General features: G+C 67.9%; 27 protein-coding genes. 1 reads left to right on the top strand and 26 read right to left on the bottom strand.

Annotated elements, in window-relative coordinates:
- The 15 genes from ftsZ to mraZ are packed head-to-tail and all read right to left on the bottom strand — an operon-like array spanning position 1 to position 14,041.
- Entirely contained in the window at positions 1-1,056 is a 1,056-nt protein-coding gene (gene ftsZ, locus L0C60_RS05185; RefSeq protein ID WP_234503182.1) for a cell division protein FtsZ, read from the bottom strand.
- Between the two features lie 26 nt (positions 1,057-1,082).
- Positions 1,083-2,324, bottom strand: coding sequence for a cell division protein FtsA (gene ftsA / locus L0C60_RS05180; protein WP_234503184.1), 1,242 nt, complete (start codon positions 2,322-2,324; stop codon positions 1,083-1,085).
- On the bottom strand, positions 2,321-2,905 hold the full coding sequence (locus L0C60_RS05175; RefSeq protein ID WP_234503186.1) for an FtsQ-type POTRA domain-containing protein: 585 nt from the start codon (positions 2,903-2,905) through the stop codon (positions 2,321-2,323). The genes ftsA and L0C60_RS05175 overlap by 4 nt, the downstream gene beginning before the upstream one ends.
- Positions 2,906-2,938: 33 nt before the next feature.
- Positions 2,939-3,736 carry a UDP-N-acetylmuramate dehydrogenase gene (locus L0C60_RS05170; protein ID WP_234503188.1) on the bottom strand — a complete coding sequence of 266 codons (798 nt, stop codon included), beginning with the start codon at positions 3,734-3,736 and terminating at the stop codon, positions 2,939-2,941.
- Positions 3,726-5,066 carry a UDP-N-acetylmuramate--L-alanine ligase gene (gene murC, locus L0C60_RS05165; RefSeq protein ID WP_234503198.1) on the bottom strand — a complete coding sequence of 447 codons (1,341 nt, stop codon included), beginning with the start codon at positions 5,064-5,066 and terminating at the stop codon, positions 3,726-3,728. The genes L0C60_RS05170 and murC overlap by 11 nt, the downstream gene beginning before the upstream one ends.
- Positions 5,063-6,082, bottom strand: a complete 1,020-nt coding sequence (locus L0C60_RS05160) for a UDP-N-acetylglucosamine--N-acetylmuramyl-(pentapeptide) pyrophosphoryl-undecaprenol N-acetylglucosamine transferase (RefSeq protein WP_234503200.1) — start codon at positions 6,080-6,082, stop codon at positions 5,063-5,065. The genes murC and L0C60_RS05160 overlap by 4 nt, the downstream gene beginning before the upstream one ends.
- On the bottom strand, positions 6,070-7,128 hold the full coding sequence (locus tag L0C60_RS05155) for an FtsW/RodA/SpoVE family cell cycle protein (RefSeq protein WP_234503203.1): 1,059 nt from the start codon (positions 7,126-7,128) through the stop codon (positions 6,070-6,072). Before L0C60_RS05155 ends, L0C60_RS05160 begins: the two co-directional genes overlap by 13 nt.
- A complete protein-coding gene (locus L0C60_RS05150) occupies positions 7,107-8,360 on the bottom strand; it encodes a Mur ligase family protein (RefSeq protein ID WP_234503205.1) in 1,254 nt (417 codons plus the stop codon). Before L0C60_RS05150 ends, L0C60_RS05155 begins: the two co-directional genes overlap by 22 nt.
- Positions 8,357-9,214: a phospho-N-acetylmuramoyl-pentapeptide-transferase gene (locus tag L0C60_RS05145; RefSeq protein WP_234503208.1), complete on the bottom strand. Its 858-nt coding sequence runs from the start codon at positions 9,212-9,214 to the stop codon at positions 8,357-8,359. Before L0C60_RS05145 ends, L0C60_RS05150 begins: the two co-directional genes overlap by 4 nt.
- Complete coding sequence (locus tag L0C60_RS05140) at positions 9,205-9,900, bottom strand: hypothetical protein (protein ID WP_234503211.1); 696 nt, start codon at positions 9,898-9,900, stop codon at positions 9,205-9,207. Before L0C60_RS05140 ends, L0C60_RS05145 begins: the two co-directional genes overlap by 10 nt.
- A complete protein-coding gene (locus L0C60_RS05135; protein ID WP_234503214.1) occupies positions 9,888-11,198 on the bottom strand; it encodes a UDP-N-acetylmuramoyl-tripeptide--D-alanyl-D-alanine ligase in 1,311 nt (436 codons plus the stop codon). Before L0C60_RS05135 ends, L0C60_RS05140 begins: the two co-directional genes overlap by 13 nt.
- Positions 11,182-12,501, bottom strand: coding sequence for a peptidoglycan D,D-transpeptidase FtsI family protein (locus tag L0C60_RS05130; protein WP_234504109.1), 1,320 nt, complete (start codon positions 12,499-12,501; stop codon positions 11,182-11,184). Before L0C60_RS05130 ends, L0C60_RS05135 begins: the two co-directional genes overlap by 17 nt.
- Complete coding sequence (locus tag L0C60_RS05125; protein ID WP_234503215.1) at positions 12,498-12,743, bottom strand: hypothetical protein; 246 nt, start codon at positions 12,741-12,743, stop codon at positions 12,498-12,500. The genes L0C60_RS05130 and L0C60_RS05125 overlap by 4 nt, the downstream gene beginning before the upstream one ends.
- The gene (gene rsmH, locus L0C60_RS05120; RefSeq protein ID WP_243092589.1) at positions 12,740-13,600 is read right to left on the bottom strand and encodes a 16S rRNA (cytosine(1402)-N(4))-methyltransferase RsmH; all 861 of its coding nucleotides are present in this window, start codon (positions 13,598-13,600) and stop codon (positions 12,740-12,742) included. Before rsmH ends, L0C60_RS05125 begins: the two co-directional genes overlap by 4 nt.
- 6 nt (positions 13,601-13,606) lie before the next feature.
- Positions 13,607-14,041 carry a division/cell wall cluster transcriptional repressor MraZ gene (mraZ, locus tag L0C60_RS05115; protein ID WP_234503219.1) on the bottom strand — a complete coding sequence of 145 codons (435 nt, stop codon included), beginning with the start codon at positions 14,039-14,041 and terminating at the stop codon, positions 13,607-13,609.
- 1,102 nt (positions 14,042-15,143) lie between these two features.
- On the opposite strand from mraZ, the gene L0C60_RS05110 reads away from it, so the two are divergent.
- A complete protein-coding gene (locus L0C60_RS05110; RefSeq protein WP_243092588.1) occupies positions 15,144-15,347 on the top strand; it encodes a hypothetical protein in 204 nt (67 codons plus the stop codon).
- A 260-nt stretch (positions 15,348-15,607) separates the two neighbouring features.
- Here L0C60_RS05110 and L0C60_RS05105 read toward each other — a convergent pair whose 3' ends face one another.
- From L0C60_RS05105 to L0C60_RS05055, 11 genes are all read right to left on the bottom strand, one after another.
- Positions 15,608-15,853 carry a hypothetical protein gene (locus L0C60_RS05105; RefSeq protein WP_243092587.1) on the bottom strand — a complete coding sequence of 82 codons (246 nt, stop codon included), beginning with the start codon at positions 15,851-15,853 and terminating at the stop codon, positions 15,608-15,610.
- Between the two features lie 8 nt (positions 15,854-15,861).
- Entirely contained in the window at positions 15,862-16,257 is a 396-nt protein-coding gene (locus L0C60_RS05100) for a hypothetical protein (protein WP_243092586.1), read from the bottom strand.
- 12 nt (positions 16,258-16,269) lie between these two features.
- On the bottom strand, positions 16,270-17,685 hold the full coding sequence (locus tag L0C60_RS05095; protein WP_243092585.1) for a DUF2586 family protein: 1,416 nt from the start codon (positions 17,683-17,685) through the stop codon (positions 16,270-16,272).
- Entirely contained in the window at positions 17,685-17,885 is a 201-nt protein-coding gene (locus tag L0C60_RS05090) for a hypothetical protein (protein WP_243092584.1), read from the bottom strand. The genes L0C60_RS05095 and L0C60_RS05090 overlap by 1 nt, the downstream gene beginning before the upstream one ends.
- A gap of 1 nt (position 17,886) precedes the next feature.
- On the bottom strand, positions 17,887-18,396 hold the full coding sequence (locus L0C60_RS05085) for a hypothetical protein (protein ID WP_243092583.1): 510 nt from the start codon (positions 18,394-18,396) through the stop codon (positions 17,887-17,889).
- Positions 18,375-18,869 carry a phage virion morphogenesis protein gene (locus L0C60_RS05080; RefSeq protein WP_243092582.1) on the bottom strand — a complete coding sequence of 165 codons (495 nt, stop codon included), beginning with the start codon at positions 18,867-18,869 and terminating at the stop codon, positions 18,375-18,377. The genes L0C60_RS05085 and L0C60_RS05080 overlap by 22 nt, the downstream gene beginning before the upstream one ends.
- Positions 18,869-19,306 (bottom strand): gp436 family protein, encoded by a 438-nt coding sequence (locus L0C60_RS05075; protein ID WP_243092581.1) that lies wholly within the window; start codon positions 19,304-19,306, stop codon positions 18,869-18,871. Before L0C60_RS05075 ends, L0C60_RS05080 begins: the two co-directional genes overlap by 1 nt.
- Positions 19,306-20,202: a Mu-like prophage major head subunit gpT family protein gene (locus L0C60_RS05070; protein ID WP_243092580.1), complete on the bottom strand. Its 897-nt coding sequence runs from the start codon at positions 20,200-20,202 to the stop codon at positions 19,306-19,308. The genes L0C60_RS05075 and L0C60_RS05070 overlap by 1 nt, the downstream gene beginning before the upstream one ends.
- Positions 20,202-20,591 (bottom strand): capsid cement protein, encoded by a 390-nt coding sequence (locus tag L0C60_RS05065; RefSeq protein ID WP_243092579.1) that lies wholly within the window; start codon positions 20,589-20,591, stop codon positions 20,202-20,204. Before L0C60_RS05065 ends, L0C60_RS05070 begins: the two co-directional genes overlap by 1 nt.
- A 3-nt stretch (positions 20,592-20,594) precedes the next feature.
- Complete coding sequence (locus L0C60_RS05060; protein WP_243092578.1) at positions 20,595-21,605, bottom strand: phage protease; 1,011 nt, start codon at positions 21,603-21,605, stop codon at positions 20,595-20,597.
- Positions 21,606-21,685: 80 nt separating this feature from the next.
- Positions 21,686-21,961: a hypothetical protein gene (locus L0C60_RS05055; protein ID WP_243092577.1), complete on the bottom strand. Its 276-nt coding sequence runs from the start codon at positions 21,959-21,961 to the stop codon at positions 21,686-21,688.
- Positions 21,962-21,998: the final 37 nt, after the last annotated feature.

Genomic DNA, 21,998 nt, shown 5'->3' with positions numbered 1-21,998 from the left:
TCAGTTGCCCCGCTTGGGCGGATAGTCCCCGTCCCCGTAGCGGATGAAGGCGGGGATGTCAAAGTTGTAGGGGTCGGCGTGGGTGGGGAAGTCCACGGGGCGGATGGGCTTGGGCACCACGGTGCTTTCCCCGAAGCCCGCGGCGATGAGGATGACCCTAAGCTCGTCCTGGGCACGGTCGTCGTAGGTGACGCCGTAGAGGATGTCCACGTCCTCGTTGCCCGTGGCCTCGCGGATCCTCTCCACCACCTCCGCCGCCTCCATGAGGGAAAGCTCCTCCGAGCCCACCACGTTGAGGAGGAGCCTCCTCGCCCCTTCAATGGAGCGTTCCAGCAGGGGGCTGTGGGTGGCGGTTTTGGCCGCCTCCTCCACCCGGTTTTCCCCGCGGCCGGCGCCGATGCCCATGAGGACCTGGCCGGCCCCTTCCAGGAGCGCCTTGACGTCGGCGAAGTCCACGTTGATGAGGCCGGGCAGGTTGATGACGTCGGTGATGCCCTTGACGCCGTGGTAGAGGACCCGGTCGGCGATGAGGAAGGCGTCCTTCAGGGTCATCTTCTTGTCCACGGCGGAGAGGAGGCGGTCGTTTTGCACCACCACCATGGCGTCCACCCGTTCCTTGAGGCGCCGGATGCCCTCTTCCGCCGCCTTTTGCCGCTTGGGGCCCTCAAAGCTAAAGGGGCGGGTGACCACGCCCACGGTGAGGGCGCCTAGGCGCTTGGCGATCTCGGCCACCACGGGGGCGCTTCCCGTGCCGGTGCCGCCCCCCATCCCGGCGGTGATGAAGACCAGGTCCGCCCCTTCCAAAGCCTCGGCGATGAGGTCCTCCGCCTCCTGGGCCGCCTTTTCCCCAATCTCGGGGTTGGCCCCCGCCCCCAGGCCCCGGGTGAGCTTCTCCCCAAGCTGGATGCGCACGTCCGCCAGGCTCTTGGCCAGGACCTGGGCGTCGGTGTTGGCGGCGATGAACTCCACCCCCTGAAGCCCTGCCTCAATCATGCGGTTCACGGCGTTGTTCCCCGCCCCCCCGAGCCCGATGACCTTGATGACCGCTCCCTCCATCTCTGCCTCCTCTCCCAAATTGCGATTCAAAATAGATTGTTGAGAATTTCCTTGATGCGGGCCCAGAGGCCCTCGGATTTGCCGGTTTCTTGCCGTTTTTCCTTTTTCTGCGGGCGTTTGGGCTCCGCCATGCGCACGGGCAAGGTGGCTCCGTGGCGGACCAGGCCCACGGCGGTGGCGTGGGCGGGGGTGGCCACCACGTCGGTGAGGCCGGAGACGCCCTGGGGTTTGCCCAGGCGCACGGGGAGGCTGTACTGTTGCCGGGCCAAAAGGTCAAACCCCCGGAGAAGGGCGGTGCCCCCCGTGAGGACCACGCGGTTCACCTTGATCTCCAAAGGCCCTATGGCTTCGTCCACGGACTGGCGGGCCAGGTGGAGGATTTCCCGGAGCCTGGGCCGGATGATGCGGGCAAGCTCCGGCGCCGGCACCTCGCCCAAGGAGCCCCCTTCCTGGTTAATCTCCAAGACGAGCTCGGGGTCGGCGAGCTCCGGAAGCGCCGCCCCGTACTTGCGCTTGACCCTCTCCGCCTCCTCAAAGGGGATCTTGAGGAGCTGGGCGATGTCCTGGCTCACGTGGTCCCCCCCGAGGGGCAAGACGGCGGAGTGGGCGAGCCTACCTTCCCGGAAGACGGCCACGTCCGTGGTCCCCCCGCCCACGTCCAAGAGGAGGACGGTCATGTGCTCCTCGTCGGGGCCTAGGACGCCCAGGCCGCTCGCCAGGGGCTGGGCCACCAGGGCTTCCACCTCTAGCCCCGCCGCCTCCACCGCCCGGCGGAGGTTGGCCAAAGGCCCCCGCCCGGCGGCGATCAGGTGGACGTCCACCTCGAGGCGCACCCCCGCCATGCCCACGGGGTCCCGGATCCCCTCCTGCCCGTCCACCTTGAACTCCAGGGGCAGGGCGTGGAGGAGTTCCTGCTCGGCGTCAAAGGGGTAGGCCTTGGCCTGCTCCACGGCCCGCTCCACGTCCGCCTCCGTGATGCTCTGCCCGCGGCGGATGGCGGCCAGGCCGTGGCTGGTGACGCTCCTTAGGTGGGGCCCTCCCACGGAGAGGACCACCCGTTCCACCCGTACCCCGGCCACCCGCTCCGCCTGGTGGACGCTTTGGCGGATGGCCTCCGTGGTGCGCTCCAGGTTCACCACCACGCCCCGCCGCATGCCCTGGGAAGGGGCGGTGCCCTCGCCGATAATGTCCAGGACGCCATCGGGGGCGAGCTCCCCGATGACGGTGGTAACCTTGCTGGTGCCGACGTCCAATCCTGCGATAATCATGGGCGTAAACTCACCCCCCAAGAATACAGGTACACGTGGCCCTGGGGCCAGGTCGCTTGCGCATACTCTAGCAGAAGTTCAGCGCTTGCGGCAAAGAGGGTGGTGCCAGGAAGCTCCACGTAAAAGCCTGCCGGGGTATAGCGGATGCGCTTGGCCTTCGGGTAAGCCCGGGCCAGGGCCAAGAGGCTTTGGGTGGGCAAGGGACCCTTTCCCTCCACCCGAGGCCCCGGGGCGTACGGGGCCCCGCCCGGGAGGAGGGTGCCGTCCGTGGCTAAGGCGGCGCCCCCTGCCAGGGGGAGGAAGGGTTCCCGCTCCCGCAGGAAAAGGCGCACCACCCCGGGTTTGGGCTTCTCCAGGCGGGCCTCCGCCACCCAGGGGTCCTGGAGGAGAGGGGAGAGGCGGGAGGGGAGGACCCAAAGCCAGGGGTCTCCCGGGTGGAGGCGGGCCTTGGCCAAAACGGCTTTTTCCTCGAGGTGGCGTAAGCCCACCACCTCCACCTCCTCCACCGGGAATAGGACCAGGCTTCCCACGTGGAGGGTGCCGAGGAGAAGGAGGAGGAAGAGGGCGCGCACTAGCTTCATCTTACCCCCTTGGCCTTACGCAAGGCTTAGCCTTCAAGGCCACACCTCCCACTCCAGCTCCAGGGGAAGCTCTTCCTGGATGCGTTGCACAAGCGCCAGCACGTCCTTGGCCGTGGCCTGTCCCAGGTTGACGATGAAGTTGCCGTGTTCCAGGGATACCATGGCGTCCCCCACCCGTAGGCCCTTAAGGCCCCTTTGGTCAATGAGCCGCCCCGCCGACTGGCCTGGAGGGTTCTTGAAGGCGCACCCCGCGCTCCTCCGCTTGGGCTGCCCTTTGCGGGCGGCGTCCACCTCGGCCATGCGCTTGAGGATTTCCTCCACGGGCCGCTCCTTGAGCCTGAGGCGCACCCGGGTCACGATGCCCCCAGGGGGCAGGCGGCTTTGCCGGTAGCCGAAGCCGAGCTCCTCCGGCCGGTAGAGGTGGAAGGCCCCGTCGTGGAAGATCTCCACCACCTCCAGGGCGTCCGCCATCTCGCCGAAGCGGGTGCCGGCGTTCATCTTCACCGCCCCTCCCACCTGGGCGGGGATGCCGAGAAGCCCCTCTAGCCCCGAAAGCCCGGCCCGGGCTGCCTCCTGGACGAGGAGGGGGAGGAGCGCGCCCGCCCCCACCCATCCCCTTAGGTCGTAGGCCTGGAACTCGCCGGCTAGGCGGATCACCCTTTCCGGCACCCCCTCGTCCATCACCAGGAGGTTGGAGCCGTTGCCCAGGATGCGGTAGGGGGCCTCGGTGGCCCGCTTGAGGTCTTCCCGGGTTTCCACCGTCCAAAGCTCCGCCGGCCCCCCCACGCCCAGGGTGGTGTAGTCCCTTAGGAGCACCCGCTCAACCTTCACGGACGAGCCTCCGGGCAAGTTCGGTAACGTCCCCCGCCCCTAGGGCAAGCCAGAGGTCCTCAGGCCTTGCCGTGGCCTTGGCGTAGGCCAGGGCCTCCTCCGGAGGGAGGAAACGGGCTTCCTTGCCCGAAGCGGCAAGGCGTTCGGCGATCCTTTGGGAGAGGGCTTCGGGGGAGACCTCGCCCCTTTCCCCTGCGGTGTAGACGGGGAGGACCACCACTTCCTCCGCCGCCTCGAGGGCCCTGGCGAACTCCTCCCAAAGCTCCAGGGTGCGGAAGAGGCGGTGGGGCTGGAAGAGGACCCGCACCCGGCGGCCCAGAAGCTTGGCGGCGTTTAGGGTGGCCCGCACCTCCGTGGGGTGGTGGGCGTAGTCGTCCACCACCAAGGCTCCCCGCACCTCCCCCAGGCGCTCAAACCGCCGGCCCACTCCGGGGAAGCGGGCGAGGCCCCGGAGGATGGCCCCTTCGGGCACGCCCAAGGCCAAGGCGGCCAAGGCGGCGGCCAGGGCGTTTTTCACGTTGTGGGCCCCGGGCACCTTGAGCTCCGCTTCCCCCAGGGCCTTTCCCCGGTGGACCAGGCGGAACCGGCTTCCCGTGGGGGAAAGCGCCACCCCTTCCGCCCACAGGTCCCCCCCTTCGCCAAAGCGGAGGGGAGTGAGGCCATGGGCTGCTGCCGCCAGGAGGGGGTCATGGACGGGGAGGACGGCCACCTCCGCCTTTCTCAGGAAGCCCGCCATGGCCGAGAGGAGGGCCTCGAGGCTCTCGTGGTAGTTGGGGGCCTTCTTCCCCTCGGGGGCCACGTGCTCCTTCTCCAGGTTGGTGGCCACCGCTATGCCTACCCGCACCTCCTGGAAGAGGGGGTCCGACTCGTCCACCTCGGCGAGCCGCGGGCCCAGGCCGAAGCGGGCGTTCTCGGGAAGGAGGGAAAGCTCCCCGCCAAGGAGCACCCAGGGGTCTAGCCCAGCCTCCAGCAGGATGCTCGCCAGCATCCCCGTGGTGGTGGTCTTGCCGTGGGTGCCCGTGACGCCCAGAGAGGGTTTTTGCGCAAGGAGGTGGGCGAGGAGCTCCATCCGCCTGAGAACGCGCATCCCCCGCCGCCTCGCCTCGAGGACCTCCGGGTGGTCCAGGGGGATGGGGGTGGGGACGATGAGGGTGTCCTCCGCCCCCAGGTGGGCGGGGTCGTGGCCCGGGTAGACGGGAACCCCGAGGGCAAGGGCGCGCTTCCCCGGGGCCAGGTCGCACCCCGTGACCTCCACCCCTTCCGCCCGGAGGAGCCGGGCTAGGGCGCTCATTCCCACCCCTTCAATGCCCATGACGTGTGCCCGTTTCATAAGAACGCCTCCAGCCAGTCCGCGATGCGGCCCGCCGCCCCTTCGGGGGAGAGGCGGGCCATGCCCCCTTGGTAGGCTTCCCGCCTTTCCAGGACGCCCATCACCTGGTGGGCCAGCCTTCCGTAATCCCCAAGCTCCGCCGCCCCCGCCTTCTGGTAGGCCCGGGCGTTGGCCGCCTGCGCCCCCCCGTCCAGGCTTGGGGGAAGGGGGAAGAGGAGGGCGGGCAGGCGGTGGAAGGCGGCCTCCGCCAAGGTGCCCGCCCCCGCCCGGGAGAGGAGGAGGTCGGCGGCGCTCATGGCCAAAGGGGTATCCACGAAGCCGGCGATGCGGTAGTCCTGGGCCTCCAGGAAGCGGTAGCGCTCCACCCACCGCTCCCCCACCTGGTGGAGCACGGGGAGGCCCAAGGGTTTTAGGAGGGGGGGAAGCTTCTCGTTTAGCTCCAGGCTCCCCTGGCTCCCCCCCAGGACGAGGAGGAGGGGCTTTTTGGGGTCAAAGCCCAGGCGGGCCTTGGCTTCCCCTTGGGGGTAGCGCACCTCCCGCACGGGGTAGCCGAGGACCCGGGCCTTCTTGGCGAGCCAAGGGGGAAGGCCCGTGGGGACGCTTAGGGCGAGGCCCTTGGCCCAGGGGGAAAGGGCCCTTATGGCCAGGCCCAGCTTGGCGTTCTGCTCATGGAGGAGGAGGGGAATGCCCTTGAGCCCCGCCAGGAAGGCCCCAGGGAAGCCGGCGTACCCCCCGGTGGAGAGGACGGCCTTGGGGGGGTGCGCCTTGAGGACCTGCCGGGCGGCCCAAAGCCCAAGGAAGAGCTTCAGGCCTTCCTTGGGCCTCAGGGCGCTCCGGTCCAGTTTCCCCGCGGGGATGAGGGCGTGGGGGATGGAGGTTTGCGGGAGGAGGCGGGCCTCGAGGCCCTCCTCGCTTCCCAGGTAGAAGACGGCATGCCCCCGCCTCCTGAGCTCCTCCGCCAAGGCCAAGGCGGGGAAGAGGTGCCCCCCCGTGCCGCCCCCGGTCAGGAGGACCACGCTTCCACCCCCTTTCCCTTGGCCTCTTTGGCCAGGCGCAGGAGCACCCCTAGGGCGAAACCGGAAACGAGGAGGGAGCTCCCCCCATAGGACACGAAGGGCAGGGGTACCCCCGTCACGGGCAGAAAGCCCACGGTAACCCCGATGTTGATGGCCGCTTGCAGGGTGAGGTAGAGGGTGAGGCCCAAGGCGAGGAGGCTTAGGGGCCCTTTTAGGGCGAGGGCCAGGGCAATCCCCCGCAGGAAAAGGAGGAGGTAGAGGAAGAGGACCACCAACCCCCCAAGCCACCCCGTGGCGAAGACCACGCTGGCGAAGACCATATCGTTGTGGGCCTCGGGAAGGTGGGGCAGCCTCCCCCCGGGGCCCTGCCCCAAGGGCCCCGCCAAGAGGATGGCCTTTTGCGCCTGCAGGACCTGGTAGGCGGTGTGGGCGGGGTGAGCTTCCCCTTGCAGGTAGTCCAGGAAGTTCGTGAAGCGCTCGGAAACATACCGGAAGCGGTTCAGGTAGTAGCCGGAAAAGGGGGCCACGGTGAGGAGCCCGGCGAGCCCCACCATGAAAAGCCTCCGCCAGGGCACCCCCGCCAGGATGAAGAGTAGGGCGGCCAGGGTGACGAGGAAGAGGGCGGTGGCGAAGTCCGGTTCCACCAGAACCAAGCCCGCGGTAGCCCCCGAGAGGATGGCGGCCCCCAGGATGGGGGTATCGCTCCCCTTCCGCCCCACGAAGGAGGCGAGGTAAAACACCAAGGCCACCTTGGCCAGCTCCGAGGGCTGGAAGGCCACGGGGCCCAGGTAGAACCAGCGCCTTACCCCCCCAGGCCCATCCCCCAGGAAGAGGACCAGAAGGAGAAGCCCTAGGGTGAGGGCGAGGAGCAAAAGGGCGTGGCGGAGAAGCCTTTCCGGGGGTAAGAGGAGCCCAAGGAGCATGGCGGCGAGCGCTAAGCCCACCCGCAGGAGGTGGCCTTGGAGGAGGTCGGGCTCCGCCACCCCCACGCCCAAAAGGCCAAAGGCCATGAGGAGAAGGCCGCTTAGGAGGAAGACGGGGTCCACGGCTCACCTCCCAGGGCGAAGACCGCCTCCCGGAAAGCCTGGGCGCGGTCCTTGTAGTCCTTGAACTGGTCAAAGCTGGCGGCTAAGGGGGCGAGGAGGACGCTCCCTTCCTCCAGCCGGGCCAGGGCCTCGGCCACGGCCTGCCGCATGGCCTTATACCCGTCCTTTTCCCCGATGACCACCACCTCCGTGCCGCCGCCCAGGGCTTGGGCCATCTGCGGGCCATCCCGGCCCAGGGCCAGGATGACCCGCACCCGGGAGAGGAGGGGCTTTAGGGGGCCGAGGTCCGCGCCCTTGTCCTCCCCGCCCAGAATCCAGGCGATGGGGGCGGGGGCGGCCCTGAGGGCGGCGGCCACAGAGGGGGTACGGGTGGCGATGGAGTCGTCAATAAAGACCACCTTGCCCTTCCGGGCAAAGGTCTGGAAGCGGTGGGGGGCGTGGGGCAGGGTGCGGAGGCTTTCCCCCAGGGCCTTTTCGTCTAGGAGCTTTCCAAGGAGGTCCAGGTAGGCCCGGGTGGCGGCCAGGGCCGCCCTTAGGTTGCTCTCCCGGGGGTCTTCCGCCGGGTCAAAGGGGTAGAGGCGGGCAGGGCTTTTCTCCGCCGCCTGCCGCACCTTGGGGTCTTGGGCGTTGTAGACCAGGGCGTCCTCTTGGGTGAGGTTCTTGAGGAGGTTGAGCTTGGCGGCGTGGTAGGCCTCGAGGCTCCCGTGCCGGTCCAGGTGGTCCACGCCCAGGTTAAGGAGGACCGCCACCCGGGGGCGGAAGGTGGAAACCCGTTCCAGTTGGAAACTGGAAAGCTCCGCCACCGCCACCTCCGCCTCGTCCACCACGCTCACCAGGGGGGGGTCCACGTTGCCCCCCTCCAGGGCCCTTAGCCCTTGCCCCCTAAGGAGGTGGGCGGTGAAGAGGGTGGTGGAGGTCTTCCCGGCGGTGCCCGTGATGCCCACGATGGGGGTGGGGCTTAGGCGGTAGGCGAGCTCCGCCTCGCCCATCACCTCGGCCCCTTCCTCCCGTAACCGCTTTAGGTGGGGGTGGTCCAGGGGTACCCCGGGGGCGGCCACCACCTGGGCGTAGCGGCCCTTCAGGCCGAAGTCGGGGGAAAACCCCAGGGCCAAGGCGGTTTCCACCTCTGCCTCCTTGGGGCGGTCGTCGTAGAAGCGGGCGGGAAGGCCCCGCGCCTTCAAGAAGCGCAGGACCCCAAGCCCGCTTCGGCCAAGCCCAAAGACCAGGATCACGCCCCACCTCCAAGCCCAAAGGCCAGGGCCGTGGCCAAGGCGGTGAGGATGGCGAAGCGGAAGACGATCTTGGCCTCTTCCCAGCCCAAAAGCTCAAAGTGGTGGTGCAAGGGGCTCATGCGGAAAAGCCTCCTTCCCGTGCGGCGGAAGTAGGCCACCTGGGCCACCACGGAAAGCACCTCCAGCACGGGAACGATGGCGGCGAGGGGCAGGAGCCAAAGGTGCCCCGTTAGGGCGAAAAGCCCCGCCACCATGGCCCCCAGGGCCTGGCTTCCCGTATCCCCCATGAAGACCTTCGCCTTGGGGGCGTTGTGCCAGAGGAAGCCGAGGAGGCTCCCCAGAAGGGTTTGGGCGAAGGGGTAAGGGTAAAAGGGCAGGAGGAGGATGGCGGTGACGCTGGCGAGAAGCCCGTCCAGGCCATCCGTGAAGTTGAACGCGTTGGCAGCCCCTACCACGGCCAGGAAGATGAGGAGGACGTCCAGGATGGGCCAAGGGGTGTAGGCCACCTGCCTTGCGGCGTAGAGGGCGAAGACCAGGGCCATGAGCCCTTGGAAGAAGAGCTTTTCCCGGGCCTTGAGCGGGCGGGCGAGGCTGTTGCCCAGGTCGTCCAAAAGCCCGAGGAGGGCGAAGCCTAGCCCCAAGAGCCAAAGCCCCAGGAAGGGGTCCTTGCCCAAGGCCCAGTAGGCCAGGAAGGCGGCGAGGAGGAAGGCCACACCCCCCATGCTGGGGGTCCCTTCCTTGGCCAGGTGGGACTGGGGGCCGTCCTGGCGCACGCGTTTGCCTAGCCCCAGGCCCCGCATGAAGGTGATCCAGATGCCGGTGAAGAGCCAGGAGAGGAGAAGGGCTAAGGCCATACCACCTCCTTACAGGAGAGGATGCGTTCCCCGGGCACCAGGTAGACCCTTTCCCCAAAGGCGGCGAAGTCCGTGGCCTCGGCCAAGGGCTTCGCCCCTTCTGGGCGCACCAGGTAGACCGCCTTCCCCAAAAGGGCCACCACCCCGCAGGCCCCCGCTTGGGCCTTTAGGGCCGGGGCGGGAAGGGGGAGGGTCTTCCCCTCGGGGTAGAAGAAGGCCTCCTTCCCCAGGGCCACGGCCCCCTCCCAGGCCACCACCTGGCTGTAGGCTCCCCTTTGGAGGAGGGTCCTTTCCCGGTAAAGCCCTTCCCTTCCCACCCAGAAAAGCCCCTCCTCGCTGAGGAAGGCGTCCTGGGCTGGGTAGGGAAGGAGGTTCCCTTCCACCCAGACCGCCCCCTCGAGGCCCACCACGGGCCTCGGGCGGGCGCGGAGGAAGCGGGGGACGCCGGGGAGGGGAAGGCTTTCCAGAGCGCCTCCCTTGAGGACCAAGAGTTGGTAGGGGTAGGCGGCGTAAAGGGCCTCTTCGCTTGCGTCCAGGAAGAGGGGTGGGCCGGGGAGGATGGCCTGGAAGCGGCCCTCCACCAAGCCCCCACGGGCGAAGCCCCCGGGGTAGGGGAGCGTGGGGGCGGCGGCCTGCAAGGGGGCGCAGGCGGCGAGGAGAAGGAGAAGGGGGCTTAGGCGTCCCATAGCTCCAGGATCCTTTCCAAGCCCACGGCCCTCGAGGCCTTCAGGTAGACGAGGTCCCCCGGGGCCACGCGGGCTTTGAGCCAGGCCAGGGCTTCCTCCAACGTTTCCGCCGCCTCGCCCCCAAGGGCGGCCTGGGCCTTGGCGTGGGGGCCCAGGTAGAGGGGCCTTAGCCCCAGCCTGGCCGCTTCCTCCGCCACCTCGAGGTGGAGGCGCTCCGCCAAGCTCCCAAGCTCCCGCATCTCCCCCAGGACCACCCACTTCCGGCCAGGCTGGGCGGCGAGCCAGGCGAGCCCCGCCTTTACGGAAAGGGGGTTGGCGTTGTAGGCATCGTTGAGGAAAACCACGCCTCCCAGGACCCTCCGCTCCATGCGCCCTGGGGGCAGGCACAAGGCGGCAAGCCTTTCCGCCACCCCTTCCAGGTCCTTCCCCAAGAGCTCCGCCACCGCCAAGGCGGCCAGGGCCCCCAAGGCGGGGCCGAGGCCAGGATAGGGAACCTCCACCCGGAGGTGGCGGTAGCGGAAGCGGGTCTTCCCGGCCAAAAGCTCCAGGCTTTCGCCGGAGAAGGTGGCCTCCCCGAAGCCGTAGGTGGGCTCCCCCTTATAACGGCGGAAGGCCAGGAGCACCTCCTTGGCCTGGAGGCTCACCAGGGCCTGGGGAGCCTTTAGGAGCTGGGCCTCTTCCGCCACCACGCCTTCCAGGCTCCCGAAGGCTAGAAGGTGTTCCTCCCCCAGGGCGGTGAGGACGGAAAGGGTGGGCTCGGCCAGGGCCATGAGCTCCGCCATCTCCCCCACCCGGTCCACCCCGAGCTCCACCACGGCTCCCTCCGCCTTGGGGTCTAGGTGGAAAAAGAAGCGGGCTAGAGGCGGGGCGGTGTTCTGGTTGCCGAAGGGGGCGGGAAACCCTAAGCCCTGGGCCAGGGCCTCCTTGGTGGTGGTCTTGCCCGAACTCCCGCCCACCGCCACCACCACCCCTGGGAAAAGCCGCCTCAGGGCGTTCCCCAGGCGGAGAAGCCCTTGGCCAGGGTCTTCCACCTCCACCGTGGCCTCGCCGGGGGTGTCCGCCAGGACGAGGCTTGCCCCCTTGGCCCGGGCTTCGGGGATGAAGGCGCGCCCGTGGGTCCGGGTTCCGGGGAGGGCCACGAAGAGGCTTTGGGGCGTCACCTCCCGGCTGTCCCAGTGGAGGTCCCGCACCGGCCCTCCCCCCGGGTGGAGCCGCCCCCCGGCGGCCTCCGCCACCCACTCCGGCGTCACTTCCCTAACATGAGCAAGATACACAATACCCTCACCGCTCCTCAGCATAGGGGGCGATGCCCCGGTAGGCCAAGAGATGGCTAGCGATCTCCCGGAAGATGGGGGCCGCCACCTGGCTCCCATGGACCTCGCCCTTGGGGTGGTGCACGGCCACCACCACGGTGTAAAGGGGTTCGTCCCCGGGGACGAAGCCCGCGAACCAGGCGGTGAAGACCTCGCGGGAGTACCGCCCGTTCACCACCACCTGGGCGGTGCCCGTCTTGCCGGCCAGGCGGTATCCCGGGAGGTGGGCCCGGGGAGCAAGGCCATCCGTAAGGGCCTGGCGCACGGCCTTGGCCGTGGCCGGGGAGAACACCCTTTCCCCCTGGCGCTGGCTTCCGGCGAGGAGGATGGGCGGGCGGTAGACCCCGTCCACCAGGGTCCCGAAGGCTGCGGCCAGGTGCAGAGGGGTTACTAGGAAGCCCTGGCCGAAGGTGTGGTTGGCGTAGGCGGCCCGGCTCCACTCCCTGGGGGGCGTGACCAGGGGAGCGGCCACCCGGATCCCGGGGAGGAGTTCGGGGTCGGTGAGGTGGAGGCGCTCCATGTACCGGAAGAAAAGCTCCTTGGGCAAGGCCTCGGCCAGCAGGCTAATGCCCACGTTGGAGGAGTACTTCAGCACCTCCGCCAAGGTGAGGACGGGGGGGTGGGGAACCACGTCCCGGATGGTCCACCCCTCCACCACCCGGTACATGGGGGCCTCCACCCGGGTGGTGAGGCTTGCCGCCCCTTCCTCCAGGAGCATGGCGGCGGTGAGGGCCTTCATGGTGGACCCGGGTTCCAAGGGCACCAGGAAGGCGTGGTTGCGCCAAGAGAGGTCCTTTTCCGGGTCCTTGCGCGGGGCCAGGGGGTCAAAGGCGGGGCCGTTGGCCACGGCGAGAAGCTGCCCTTCCCGGTCTAGCACGAGGGCGGTGGCGAAGCTTCCTCGGCTCTTCGCCAGGCCCTGCCAAAGCGCCTGCTCCGCCATGGCCTGGACCCAAGGGTCTAGGGTGAGGGTGAAGGAGCGCCCTTCGGTTAGGGCTCTGTTCAGGTCCCGCTCAAGCCCTTCCAGGCCTCTCCCCGAGCCCCGCTCGCCGAAGCCCAGGAGTTGGCTTGCGCTTTCCCCTAGGGGGTAGGTGCGGCCTGCCTGGAGGGTGAGGGCCAAGGGAGTGCCGTCTTGGGCGTACAGGGCCCCTCGAGGCGGGGGCGGGGAGGGCGGGGGAGGGGCCAGGCGGGGCGGGTGGGCGAGGAGGGTGTACACCCCTAGGGCGAAGAGGAGAAACCAAAGGAAAAGCCCGGCGAAGACCAAAGGTACCCGGCTTACCCCGGTGGTCACGGCGCCCACCTCCCTTGGCTCATGGGGATGAACCCCTCCTTCTTGGCCCACTCCAGGACCCGCAAGGGGCGGCTTGCCCGCCAGGCTTCTTGGAGCAGGGCTTCCTCTTCCGCCTGGAGCTCGGCGAGCCTTTTCTGCATCTTGGCGAGCTCCTTCTGGGTGGCTTGGTTGTGGTGGCCCAGGGCAAAGAGGAGGAGGAGGGCGAGGAGGTAAAGGAGGCCAAAGCGCACCGCCGCCCTCATGCCGCCTCCTTTTCCCCTGCCCGCAGCTTGGCGCTCCTCGCCCGCGGGTTCTGGGCCACCTCCTCAGGGCTTGGGGTGAGGGGTTTTTTGGTGAGCACCTTGAGGCCGCTTTCCCTTAGGAAGCGCTTGACCAAGCGGTCTTCCAGGGAGTGGAAGGTGATGACCACCAGCCTGCCCCCGGGCTTTAGCGCCTTCTTGGCCTGGTGGAGGAAGTCTTCCAAGGCCCCAAGCTCGTCGTTCACGTAGATGCGCAGGGCTTGGAAGGTCTTGCGGGCGGGGTGTCCCGCCTTGCGGAAGCCCACGGCCCTTTGCACCACCTCCGCCAGCTGGGTGGTGGTGCGGATGGGGGCCTTCTTCCTCGCCTCCACGATGGCCTTGGCGATGCGGTAGGCCTGCTTCTCTTCCCCTAGGTCCCGCAGGATGCGGTAAAGCTCCTCCAAGGGGAAGGTGTTCACCACCTCCATGGCCGTGGGGCCTTCCAGCCCCATGCGCATGTCCAGGGGCCCTTCCTTGTGGTAGCTAAAGCCCCGCTTCGGGTCTTCCAGGTGGAAGCTGGAAACCCCCAGGTCCGCCAGGATGCCCGCCACTTGGCCCACGCCGGCTTCTTTCAGGACCTCCTCCAGGTGGCGGAAGTTCTTCTGGAACACCCTCAGCCCCGAAAGCCCCAAGGCTTCCGCCCGGGCCACGGCCTCGGGGTCCTGGTCCAGGCCGATGACCAGCCCCCCCCGTTCCAGGATTCCCCGGGTGTGGCCCGCCCCGCCCAGGGTGGCGTCCACGTAGACCTCTCCTGGTTTCACCGCCAGGAGGTCCAAGGCCTCTTGGTACATCACGGGAACGTGCGCGGTAATGCCCTCCATAAATCCCTAGCCAATAAGTCCCCGCAGGGCCTCGGGGGCCGGCGGGTTGTGCAGGATCTCCTCAATGGCCTTCCACCAGCGCTCCAGGCTCCAGATCTCCAGCCTTCCCGGCGCACCGGCGATGACCACCTCGCCCCCTTCCGTAAGCCCGGCGAACTGGCGCAAGGGGGGAGGGATGAGGACCCGGGAGGCGTTGTCCATGCGGGTTTTGTGGGCGCCCGAGTAGAAGAAGCGCACGAAAGCCCGGGCCTCCTTGTCGGTGAGGGGCAGGTTGACCAGCTGCTCCTCAATCTTGCGCCAGCGGTCGGAGGGGAATACGTAGAGGCAGCCCTCCATGCCCCGGGTGAGCACCAGGCCGTCCTCGAGGAAATCGCGAAAAGGGCCGGGGATTACCACCCGCCCTTTGTCGTCCAGGCTGTACTGGTACTCGCCGAAGGGCATCTCCCACCTGCTCCCACCTTCCGGGGCTTAGGCCCAAGGTGCCGGGGGATGTGGCCACCGTGCCCATGGAAGGCTTTGCTGGCGGCAGTATACCACGGAAGTCCCACAGTTTTCCACCACCTCCCACTTATCACCCACCTGTATCCCACCTCGCCCAAGAAAAAACCCCCGAGCCGAAGCTCGGGGTCCGGGACAGGGCGTAAGCCGGGTTCTGTTTCTGCGGTTGTAATGCTGTAATGCGCCAAATTAGGTGTGCAGTAGATCCGGCGACCCGACGGAAGGCGAAGGAGGCGAAGGAACCCGCTCCTAGACGCGGCGGAAGGCGAAGCTTAGGCGGCGGAAAGTGAAATGAGGCGAAGGAAGGCGTTCGTCACGTTTTTGTACAGTAAAATGCGGTCAGTGCCGTTGTGGAGGGCTTTGGTAATCTGCGACAAGTTCATTCGGGCGATAAGGAAGGGCTGACCGCTACTTGTATTAACTAAGTTCAGTCAAATTAAGCGTGCATATTCGTCAAATTGGAGGTCAGTAATGGGGAGATGGTATGTGTGCCCTGTGGCACGCTTAAAAAGTGTTCTTGATTGATAAGATGAGGCGCAAGGTTGATGAGAGTGAAGAATAGCGATAGCAAGCAAGAAAACCCAGTATTCACCTGCGACAAAAGCAGTGTCGGAGCGTTGGGGCGTGAAACGCACCCTTTGTTTCACGTTGCGACACACATTGTCAAGTTGAAATTTTCTATGGGAGGTGGCGAGAAGATCGTTAGAAACAGGGTTATGCATGCATTGCATAAAGGGGGATGGGATTGACGCAGCGTCATGACGCTGCGACACGGTATCTAAAGTAGCGGTACAAATATGCTAATCCAATACTAATGAACGTCGCTAAAATATTTTCTCCATCAACTCACCCCGGGCGGTCCCTCCTCGAGGCCGGCTACGTGGCGGTCCTCGAGGACTTCCACCCCACGATGCGCGCGATTTTGGGGGACTAATATTGTACCACCTTTACCCCCGCGGCGGGGAGGGAGGGCGAGGGGGGAAGGCCTCCCTCCCCTCTTGGGTGGGGAACCCTTATCCTGGAGCTTTACACGGTACCAGAGGTGATGGAAGCGGTGGGGTGGGACAAGATAAGCCCGCATCTGGCCTATGCCCTGGCCAAGGTCTATGGCTTCAAGCTGGGCAAGCGGTACGTGGTGCCGGGGCACGTGGTGGAGCGGTTTTTGGATGGGACGCTCCCCCTCGAGGCCGTCCACGAGGAGGCCCGGAAACGGGCGAGGGGGAGGAAGTGGCGGAGGGTAACTGACTAGCCCTATGCGCTTTCCCCCGTTCTCCACGCGCCTGGGGCCGATCTGCCTGAGCGCTTATTTGTGGCCAAGGGGTTGGCCACAAATCCGCAAAGCCTTACCCCGCTCCTAAGAGGAGCGGGGGTGGTAGCGCCTTTCCAGCCAGAGGGCCTGGCGGGCGAGCTCTAGGAAGGCCTCGGGGTCATCAGGGGGCTCGCGGTGTAGCCAGTGCCGGATGAGGGCGGAGAGCTGGGCGAGGGGCGGTGGGTCCCGCTCCAGCTCAGCTAGCCGGCCTGGAAACCCAGGGCCTCCAGGATGCCATTGGCGGCCGTGAGGGCCAGGGCCGGGGAAGCGGTGATGGCGGCGGCCCAGGCCTCGGGCTCCAAGGCCAACTCCCGGGTGAAGTCAATGGCGGCGGAGAGGGGGGCCTTGGGCATGCGCGCCAGGAGGCGGTCCACCTGGGCGATGTCGGGCTTGCGGAAGGTGTAGGTCTGGTCCCCGTGGGTGAGGGAAAAGAAGGTTTGCGCCATAACGTCTCCTAGCTGTGCTCAATGCCGCCCAGGATGGTGAACTCCAGCTCCACGGTGATGCGCTCGGTATCCTGCTCCACGCCGCTGAAGCTTCGCTTGGTGAAGAGGCATTCCTTCAGGGTATCGGTCTTGGTACCCCCCTCTTTGGCGTAGGAGACCACGATGTCAAAAGGCTTTAGGGCGAAGGGGTTCCCGAGCCGCTCGTACTCCTCCCGGAGGAGCGTGAGCTTCCCAGAGCCCTCCCAGTTCCCCTTGGTGTAGCCCCTCGGCGTACGGCCTTTCCCGTAGACGGCGTTGACCTTTTCGGAGTCCTCGTACTCAATGGAAAGGACGTCCGCCAAGGTGGCGCCGTTCACCTGGATGGTAATGCTTTCCCAGTCGTAGTACCGGCCGTTAATGGGCATGCTTCACCTCCCTTACGCCACCTGGAGGAAGGGGTTCTCGAAGCTGAGCTCGGCCTCGATCTCCCGCAGGTACCCGAGGGGCACGATGCGCACCTGAAGCCGTAGCCGTTGGGAGGCGAGGATATCCTGGCCGGGGGGTACCACCACCCGCCCGCGGGAGATCTCCCCACCGGCCTGCATGAGGCGGAGGGGCGCGGAGGCCCGGGCGATGAGGCTGGCCAGGCTGGCGTCCAGGACCAAGGGGTCCACGTGCCACTGCACGAAGTCCAGGAGGCTCTCCCGGACCTGGGTAGCCGCCTTGTCCATCACGCGCCGGTTCTGGACCAGTTTGAAGTCGCTGGTGGGCGCGGCGGCCATGCGCCCTTCCACCAGGTACCAGCCGTCGCGGCCGATCAGGCGGTACATGGTGGTGAAGCCGGCCTGGTCCAAGGCCAGGGCGTGGGCGTTGTTGAAAAGGCTCTGCTTGCCGAAGGAGGTTTCCACGAAGGGGGCCATCTGCACCACGCCCGGCAGGGGGCCGAGCCGTACCCAGGCGGGGGAGATGTGGGGCTTGATTTTGCTGATGCGGGCCCCCACCCGGGAGGCCAGGCTTTGCACCTCCAGCCTGCCGGTGAGGGTGTCCACCACCTCGGCCCAGGCGGCCACGATCATGACCCGGTCCGAGGTGAAGTTCTGCTTCTCGGCGAGCCGAGCGTTGACCCAGGCGTCCGCGTCGTTCCCGGGGGGAACGGTCTCCGTGAGGAACCACATGTAGCGGAAGCGGCTAAGGGCTTCCTGGGCGAGGGCGTCCAAAGCCGCCCACATGGCGGCGTCCGTGGGCTGAGCCACCTGGATGTACTCGTACTTCAAGGGCGAGTCCAGCGCGACCCGAATGGCGTCCTGGACGCTCGCCACGCTCGCCTTCGGAGCCGTGGTCCGGAAGCGGTAGGTGGCCCCGGCGGCGTAGGTGCCCGTGGCGAAGTTCAGTGTGAGCCCGGTGCCGGTCAGGGCGAAGGTGGGGGCGGTGACGGTTTCCAGACTGACCGTATCCCCGCCGTCCAGGCTCCAGGTGAAGGTGGCCGTGCCCAGGGCCCCTCCCCGGACGATCCTCACCACGATGTCGTAGGCGTCCAGGGGGTCCCCTGTGAGGGTCACCCCGGGGCTGGTGGGATTCGCGCTGTCCGCCGTCACGGAACCGGCGATGTCGCCCCGGGCGCGCACCGCGTATACGGGTCCGCCCCCATAGGCGAGCTGGTCGGCCACGGCGCGGGCCAGCGGGCCCGAGCCCAGGGTAGCGGCTACCTGGGACAGGTCGGCGAACCCCAGGATTTGCTCCACGGGTCCTTGGGCGCTCACCCCCACGACCACGCGTTGCCCCTCGCCGCTCGGGGCCACGATGCCCAGGCCGCCATCCAAGATCTCAGGGTATACGCCGGGTAGACGGGCCATCAGCTACCCTCCTTTGCGGTGGGCCCCTCCAGGAACTCCCTCAGGGCCCGTTCAAACTGGGCGCGGGGGATGCGGGTCCCCACGGCCCATCCCATGCGCACCCGGAGGCCGGCGAAGGCCCAAGCGGGCACCTTCAGGGCCTCGGCGTGCTCCTCCACGGTGGGGTGTTCCACGGGCGGTTCCTTCTCCTTTTCCGGCATCTTAGACCTCCGTTGCGAAGCCCATCTCCTCCACTTCCACGGTGATGGGCACCCAAGGGGTGTCTTCGTAGAGGGCGATCTCCACGGGGACCTCCAAGGCCACGGCGTTTTCGCCCACCAGAATGCCCTCCTCGTCTATGAACGAGAGGGTGATGTCGTTCAGCTTGGCCTGGGGGTCATCCCCCACCACCAGGGGGGTGTTCCAGAGGTAGTGGAGGACCCCCGCCAGCATGTGGTCCCGCTCCTCCGGGGTACGGGCGTAAAGCTCCACCCGGAAGCGGGCTAGGCCGCGGTAGAGCCGGCGCCGGGCTTGGGGAGGCCCGGCCACCACCCGGCTCCCGTCCCGCCGGAGGCTCCCCGTGATGGGCTGGATGAGGGCGGCGGGGGAGGTGCGGTAGGCCTCCTCCCGGGTCTTCCCCACCAGCACCCGCTGCGGGGGGAGGCCGGCGTGGCGGCAGGCCGCGGCCAGGTAGCCGATCACGGGGGCGATCATCGGGATCTCCTCAGCCACGCCCGCAGGAGCTCCGCCGCCTCTTCCTGGTCCTCACGGGATATGCCCAGGAAGGGCCGGGCGGGGATGGGCACCTTCCGGTTCCGTCCCGCCAGTCCCCCGAACTGGTGGATCCGGGCGTAGAGGACGTTCGTGCCCACGGCGATGGCGTTCCCAGCCACCTTCCAGGAGATGGAGTTCTTCAGGCGTCCGGTGCGGACGAGGGCCTTGCGCAAGGCCATGCGCCGCTGGGCCCGGGCCGAGATTCCTCCCCGCTTCAGGCGGTCCCGGGGCCCCACCTCCGCCATTAGGGTGGCGGGGGAGAGGGGGGGCCAGGGGGAGCCGTCGGGGGCCCGTTGCTCGTCAAAGCGCCGGAGGGTCCGGGACGTGATGCCCTCGGCGATGGCCCGCTTCACCTCCTCGGGCACCCCGCGGACAACCCGCCGCAGGGCCCGGTGGAGCTCCTGCCAGTCCCCCGTGAGCCGCACGCCCATCAGAAGTCCTCCAGGCTTTCCCGACTGAAGACCCGCTTCCCTCGGAGGCTGGCGCCTCCCCGGGGCCTCACCGGCTCCCCGGCGGGCGGTAAGGGGAGGGAGGCTCTGCCCAAGGCCACGTCCTTCAGGAAAGCCACGGCGTCCCGGTACCGCCCGATGACCGCCTCGTCGGCGGTGCCGGGCCGGATGCCCCGCCGCATCATGAGGCGGTAGACGGCGATGTCCACCGCTTTGGCCCGGAGGACCTCCGGCAAGGCAGGGAGGGGGAGAGCGTACCGCTGGGCCAGGTAGCTTTCCACCTCCCCCCACGCCTCGCGGAGGGCGGCCTGGGCCCGGGCCTCCCCCTCGGGGGTGAGGGCCCCCGCTCCCTCCTCGTCCACCAGTTGGAGGAGGACGTCCTCAGGTAAGGCGTGGCGGAGGTCCTCCAGGGTGATCATCAGCTACCGGCGCCCGTGGACCCGTAGGCGAGCTGCCAGTAGAGGTAGCCCGCCGCCTTCCGCTCGCTCACCCCGAAGACGAACTGGTTGTGCTTGAAGACGTTCTCGTCCTCGGGGTCCACCTTGGCCACCCACTCGGGGTCGCGGCGCCGCTGCAGGACCAGGGGCCGGATGGGCCGGGTGCCGTCCACCAGGAACCAGTAGTTGGCGTAGGGGCCCGCCAACCACGGGTTCACGAGGATTTCCGCCGCCCCGTAGTCGGGGTTCGCCCCGCCCTGGGGCAGGGTGGGGAGCTCCACGATCTCCTTCGCGGCGTACTCCAGGGAGGGCCCCACCATGAGGATGGGCTTGCCGTAGAAGAACCCCAAGGGGTAGCCCCGGCTATCCGTGAGCGACCGCATCTGGGTGAGGGCGGCGCGGAAGGACTCCCGGGAAAGGGGCGCGGTGCCAGCGTTGGAGAACTGCCCCTTACCCACCCGGTGCGTGCCGAAGAAGTTCGCTCCGTCCGGTCCCTTGCGCTGGAATCCCTCCACCAGGAGCGTGGTGATGAGGTAGTCGTCATGCTGGGCCCAGCGGAAGGCGTACTCGCGGGCGTTGGCACTGATCTGGTCCAGTAGGTCGTCCTCCACGTCGTTGCGGTTGACAGCGAAAGTTAGCTCCCAGTCGCCGTTCACGAGCTCCACGGTGCGCAGGGAGAGGTTCTGCACCTGGCGCTCCCCCTCCCAAGGCCGCATCACGGGGAAGTCCTCGATCCACGAGTAAACGCCCACCCGCCCCTCGGTGCGCGCCTCCAGGGCGATGCGGGGCCAGAAGGGGGTGTAGCTGTCCCGGGTCTGGAAGACCAGGGCGCGTAGGGTCCGGCTCAGGGACTGCAGATTCTCGCGGTTCAGGAGCATTACCACACCTCCACCCAAACGCCAACGCCGTCCGGGTCAAGCCGCAGGAGGCGCCCAGCCTTGGAACGGCCGGTGCCCGTCTTGGCCACGGTGTTGGGCCCGGTAGCGTAGACGTCCTTCCCCAGCTCCGTGGGCCCCACGGGGTCCGCCGGGTCGTTTTCAAACCGGAAGACCCCACGGCGCACGAGGACCTTTTTCGCCCCGTCGGCGCCCCCGGTGTTGTCCACGCTCTCCTGGGCCACGCCCAGGGCGATCTTCCCCGTGCCGGGCCCCGCTTCCTCGGCGTAGCCCCCGCTCACCATGACGAGAGCCCCCTGCCGGATGACGGCGCCGGCCTTTACCGGCAGGGAGAGAACGCGCTCGTCGGCCCAATATTCCGTGTCAAACATGGTTCAGCCTCCGTACTTCCTCCACGCTTCGTCGCTGACCCCTAGCTTTCGCCGGAGCTCCTCGGCGGGGTCGCGCTCTAGGCTGGAGCGCGCTTCCGCTTTAGGGAGCTCCGTGGGTACCAGTCGGGGCAGGCCCGCGAGGGCCTTTTCGGTGGCCTCCAGATCCGCCCGGGCTTGGGCCAGCCAGAACTCGCGCTGGTGGGGCAGGATGCGCCCCTCTTCCAGCGCCGCCCGCACCAGGGCTTGGGCCCTTTCCTCGCGGGTCTGGGCTTGGAGCGCCGCGAGCTCTTGGCGGGTGCGCTCCAGCTCCGCGAGGGCCTCCTGGGCTGCCAGGAGCCGGAGGAGCGTGGCCTTGAGCTCCGTGGCATCTCCTGCCCCGAGGCCGAGCTCTAGGACCACCCGGCCCACATCCGCTTCCCGCCGCAGGTTTTCCAGAGCGGTGAAAACTTCATCCTCACCGGCCTGGGGCGGCAGCCCCAGCGCTTGCCTAAACCTTTCCAGCATGTCCGCCTCCGCTTCAATGCGCTTTTGGAACCGGATGCCGGGGTTGTTGGTGAGGGCGAAGGAGTGGTAGCCCAGCACCCGGTGCCGGCCTGACGCGTCGGGAGTGGGGTCGTAGTAGAAGACCGGGGACACATAGGCGTACTCTCCCCGGCTGACCCGTTCCCGCCCCGTTTCCGACCATTCCACACGGCCATAGACGAAGCCGTCTTCCCCTACTTCAATACCCACCACGAAGCCCGCCGCCGGGGCCTCCTGGGCCTCCCCTTCCTCCACCCGCACCGTCTGGTGATGGAAGTCCAGGACCCAGGGCACGCCCCTCTCCGCCAGCTCTCGCAGGACCTGGGCCAGGGATGCCTCGTCAAAGAGGAAGAGGACCCCGTTCCCCACGAACTCCCCAAAGGGGTGGAGGGGGATGCGTTCAGGCGCCTCTTGCAAGGCGGCGCGCAGCGTGCCGGAAAAGGTCGGGGTGGAGGTACTGGTACTCGCGGGGAAGGCGGTCAAATTCGGCATAGGGCCTCCCTAGCTTCACTCCCCAGTAGGCGCGGTTTTCCAGGCGGGCGGTTTCGGGGGAGAGGGGCCAGGAGGGGGTGCTAGGCTCCTGCCCCCGCGGGGGCGCCTTGAGCGCCTTCTGCTTTGCGAAAGGTGCCGTCCCGGTTGAAGATGCTCACGATAAGGTCAATGGCCCAGCCCACCACGTTGTCGGGCAGCCACGCGGGCCAAAAGCCCAGGATGGAGGCGACCAAGTCTCGGATGCGCTTGATGGCCTCCTCCTTCTTCTGAATGCCCGGCACGCCGTCCATCAGGTCCTCGGTTACCAGAACCGCCAGGGCGGTGGCGAAGTATACGATGCGGATGAGCTTTAGCATGCTCGCCTCCCAAAAGGCTTTGCCCCCGGGTTTCCCC

The organism is Thermus hydrothermalis, from assembly GCF_022760925.1.
GTDB classification, from domain to species: Bacteria; Deinococcota; Deinococci; order Deinococcales; family Thermaceae; genus Thermus; species Thermus hydrothermalis.
The sequence above is the reverse complement of the archived record's forward strand: the minus strand, read 5'-3'. Positions and strand labels throughout refer to the sequence as shown.

Bases quoted from the DNA above. Each gene is read 5' to 3' on its own strand.
- ftsZ (WP_234503182.1), bottom strand. From the start codon at position 1,056: ATGGAGGGAGCGGTCATCAAGGTCATCGGGCTCGGGGGGGCGGGGAAC.
- ftsA (WP_234503184.1), bottom strand. From the start codon at position 2,324: ATGATTATCGCAGGATTGGACGTCGGCACCAGCAAGGTTACCACCGTC.
- L0C60_RS05175 (WP_234503186.1), bottom strand. From the start codon at position 2,905: ATGAAGCTAGTGCGCGCCCTCTTCCTCCTCCTTCTCCTCGGCACCCTC.
- murC (WP_234503198.1), bottom strand. From the start codon at position 5,066: ATGAAACGGGCACACGTCATGGGCATTGAAGGGGTGGGAATGAGCGCC.
- L0C60_RS05145 (WP_234503208.1), bottom strand. From the start codon at position 9,214: ATGGCCTTAGCCCTTCTCCTCTCCTGGCTCTTCACCGGCATCTGGATC.
- L0C60_RS05140 (WP_234503211.1), bottom strand. From the start codon at position 9,900: ATGGGACGCCTAAGCCCCCTTCTCCTTCTCCTCGCCGCCTGCGCCCCC.
- L0C60_RS05135 (WP_234503214.1), bottom strand. From the start codon at position 11,198: ATGCTGAGGAGCGGTGAGGGTATTGTGTATCTTGCTCATGTTAGGGAA.
- L0C60_RS05125 (WP_234503215.1), bottom strand. From the start codon at position 12,743: ATGAGGGCGGCGGTGCGCTTTGGCCTCCTTTACCTCCTCGCCCTCCTC.
- rsmH (WP_243092589.1), bottom strand. From the start codon at position 13,600: ATGGAGGGCATTACCGCGCACGTTCCCGTGATGTACCAAGAGGCCTTG.
- mraZ (WP_234503219.1), bottom strand. From the start codon at position 14,041: ATGCCCTTCGGCGAGTACCAGTACAGCCTGGACGACAAAGGGCGGGTG.
- L0C60_RS05110 (WP_243092588.1), top strand. From the start codon at position 15,144: ATGGAAGCGGTGGGGTGGGACAAGATAAGCCCGCATCTGGCCTATGCC.
- L0C60_RS05105 (WP_243092587.1), bottom strand. From the start codon at position 15,853: ATGGCGCAAACCTTCTTTTCCCTCACCCACGGGGACCAGACCTACACC.
- L0C60_RS05100 (WP_243092586.1), bottom strand. From the start codon at position 16,257: ATGCCCATTAACGGCCGGTACTACGACTGGGAAAGCATTACCATCCAG.
- L0C60_RS05095 (WP_243092585.1), bottom strand. From the start codon at position 17,685: ATGGCCCGTCTACCCGGCGTATACCCTGAGATCTTGGATGGCGGCCTG.
- L0C60_RS05090 (WP_243092584.1), bottom strand. From the start codon at position 17,885: ATGCCGGAAAAGGAGAAGGAACCGCCCGTGGAACACCCCACCGTGGAG.
- L0C60_RS05080 (WP_243092582.1), bottom strand. From the start codon at position 18,869: ATGGGCGTGCGGCTCACGGGGGACTGGCAGGAGCTCCACCGGGCCCTG.
- L0C60_RS05075 (WP_243092581.1), bottom strand. From the start codon at position 19,306: ATGATCACCCTGGAGGACCTCCGCCACGCCTTACCTGAGGACGTCCTC.
- L0C60_RS05070 (WP_243092580.1), bottom strand. From the start codon at position 20,202: ATGCTCCTGAACCGCGAGAATCTGCAGTCCCTGAGCCGGACCCTACGC.
- L0C60_RS05065 (WP_243092579.1), bottom strand. From the start codon at position 20,591: ATGTTTGACACGGAATATTGGGCCGACGAGCGCGTTCTCTCCCTGCCG.
- L0C60_RS05060 (WP_243092578.1), bottom strand. From the start codon at position 21,605: ATGCCGAATTTGACCGCCTTCCCCGCGAGTACCAGTACCTCCACCCCG.
- L0C60_RS05055 (WP_243092577.1), bottom strand. From the start codon at position 21,961: ATGCTAAAGCTCATCCGCATCGTATACTTCGCCACCGCCCTGGCGGTT.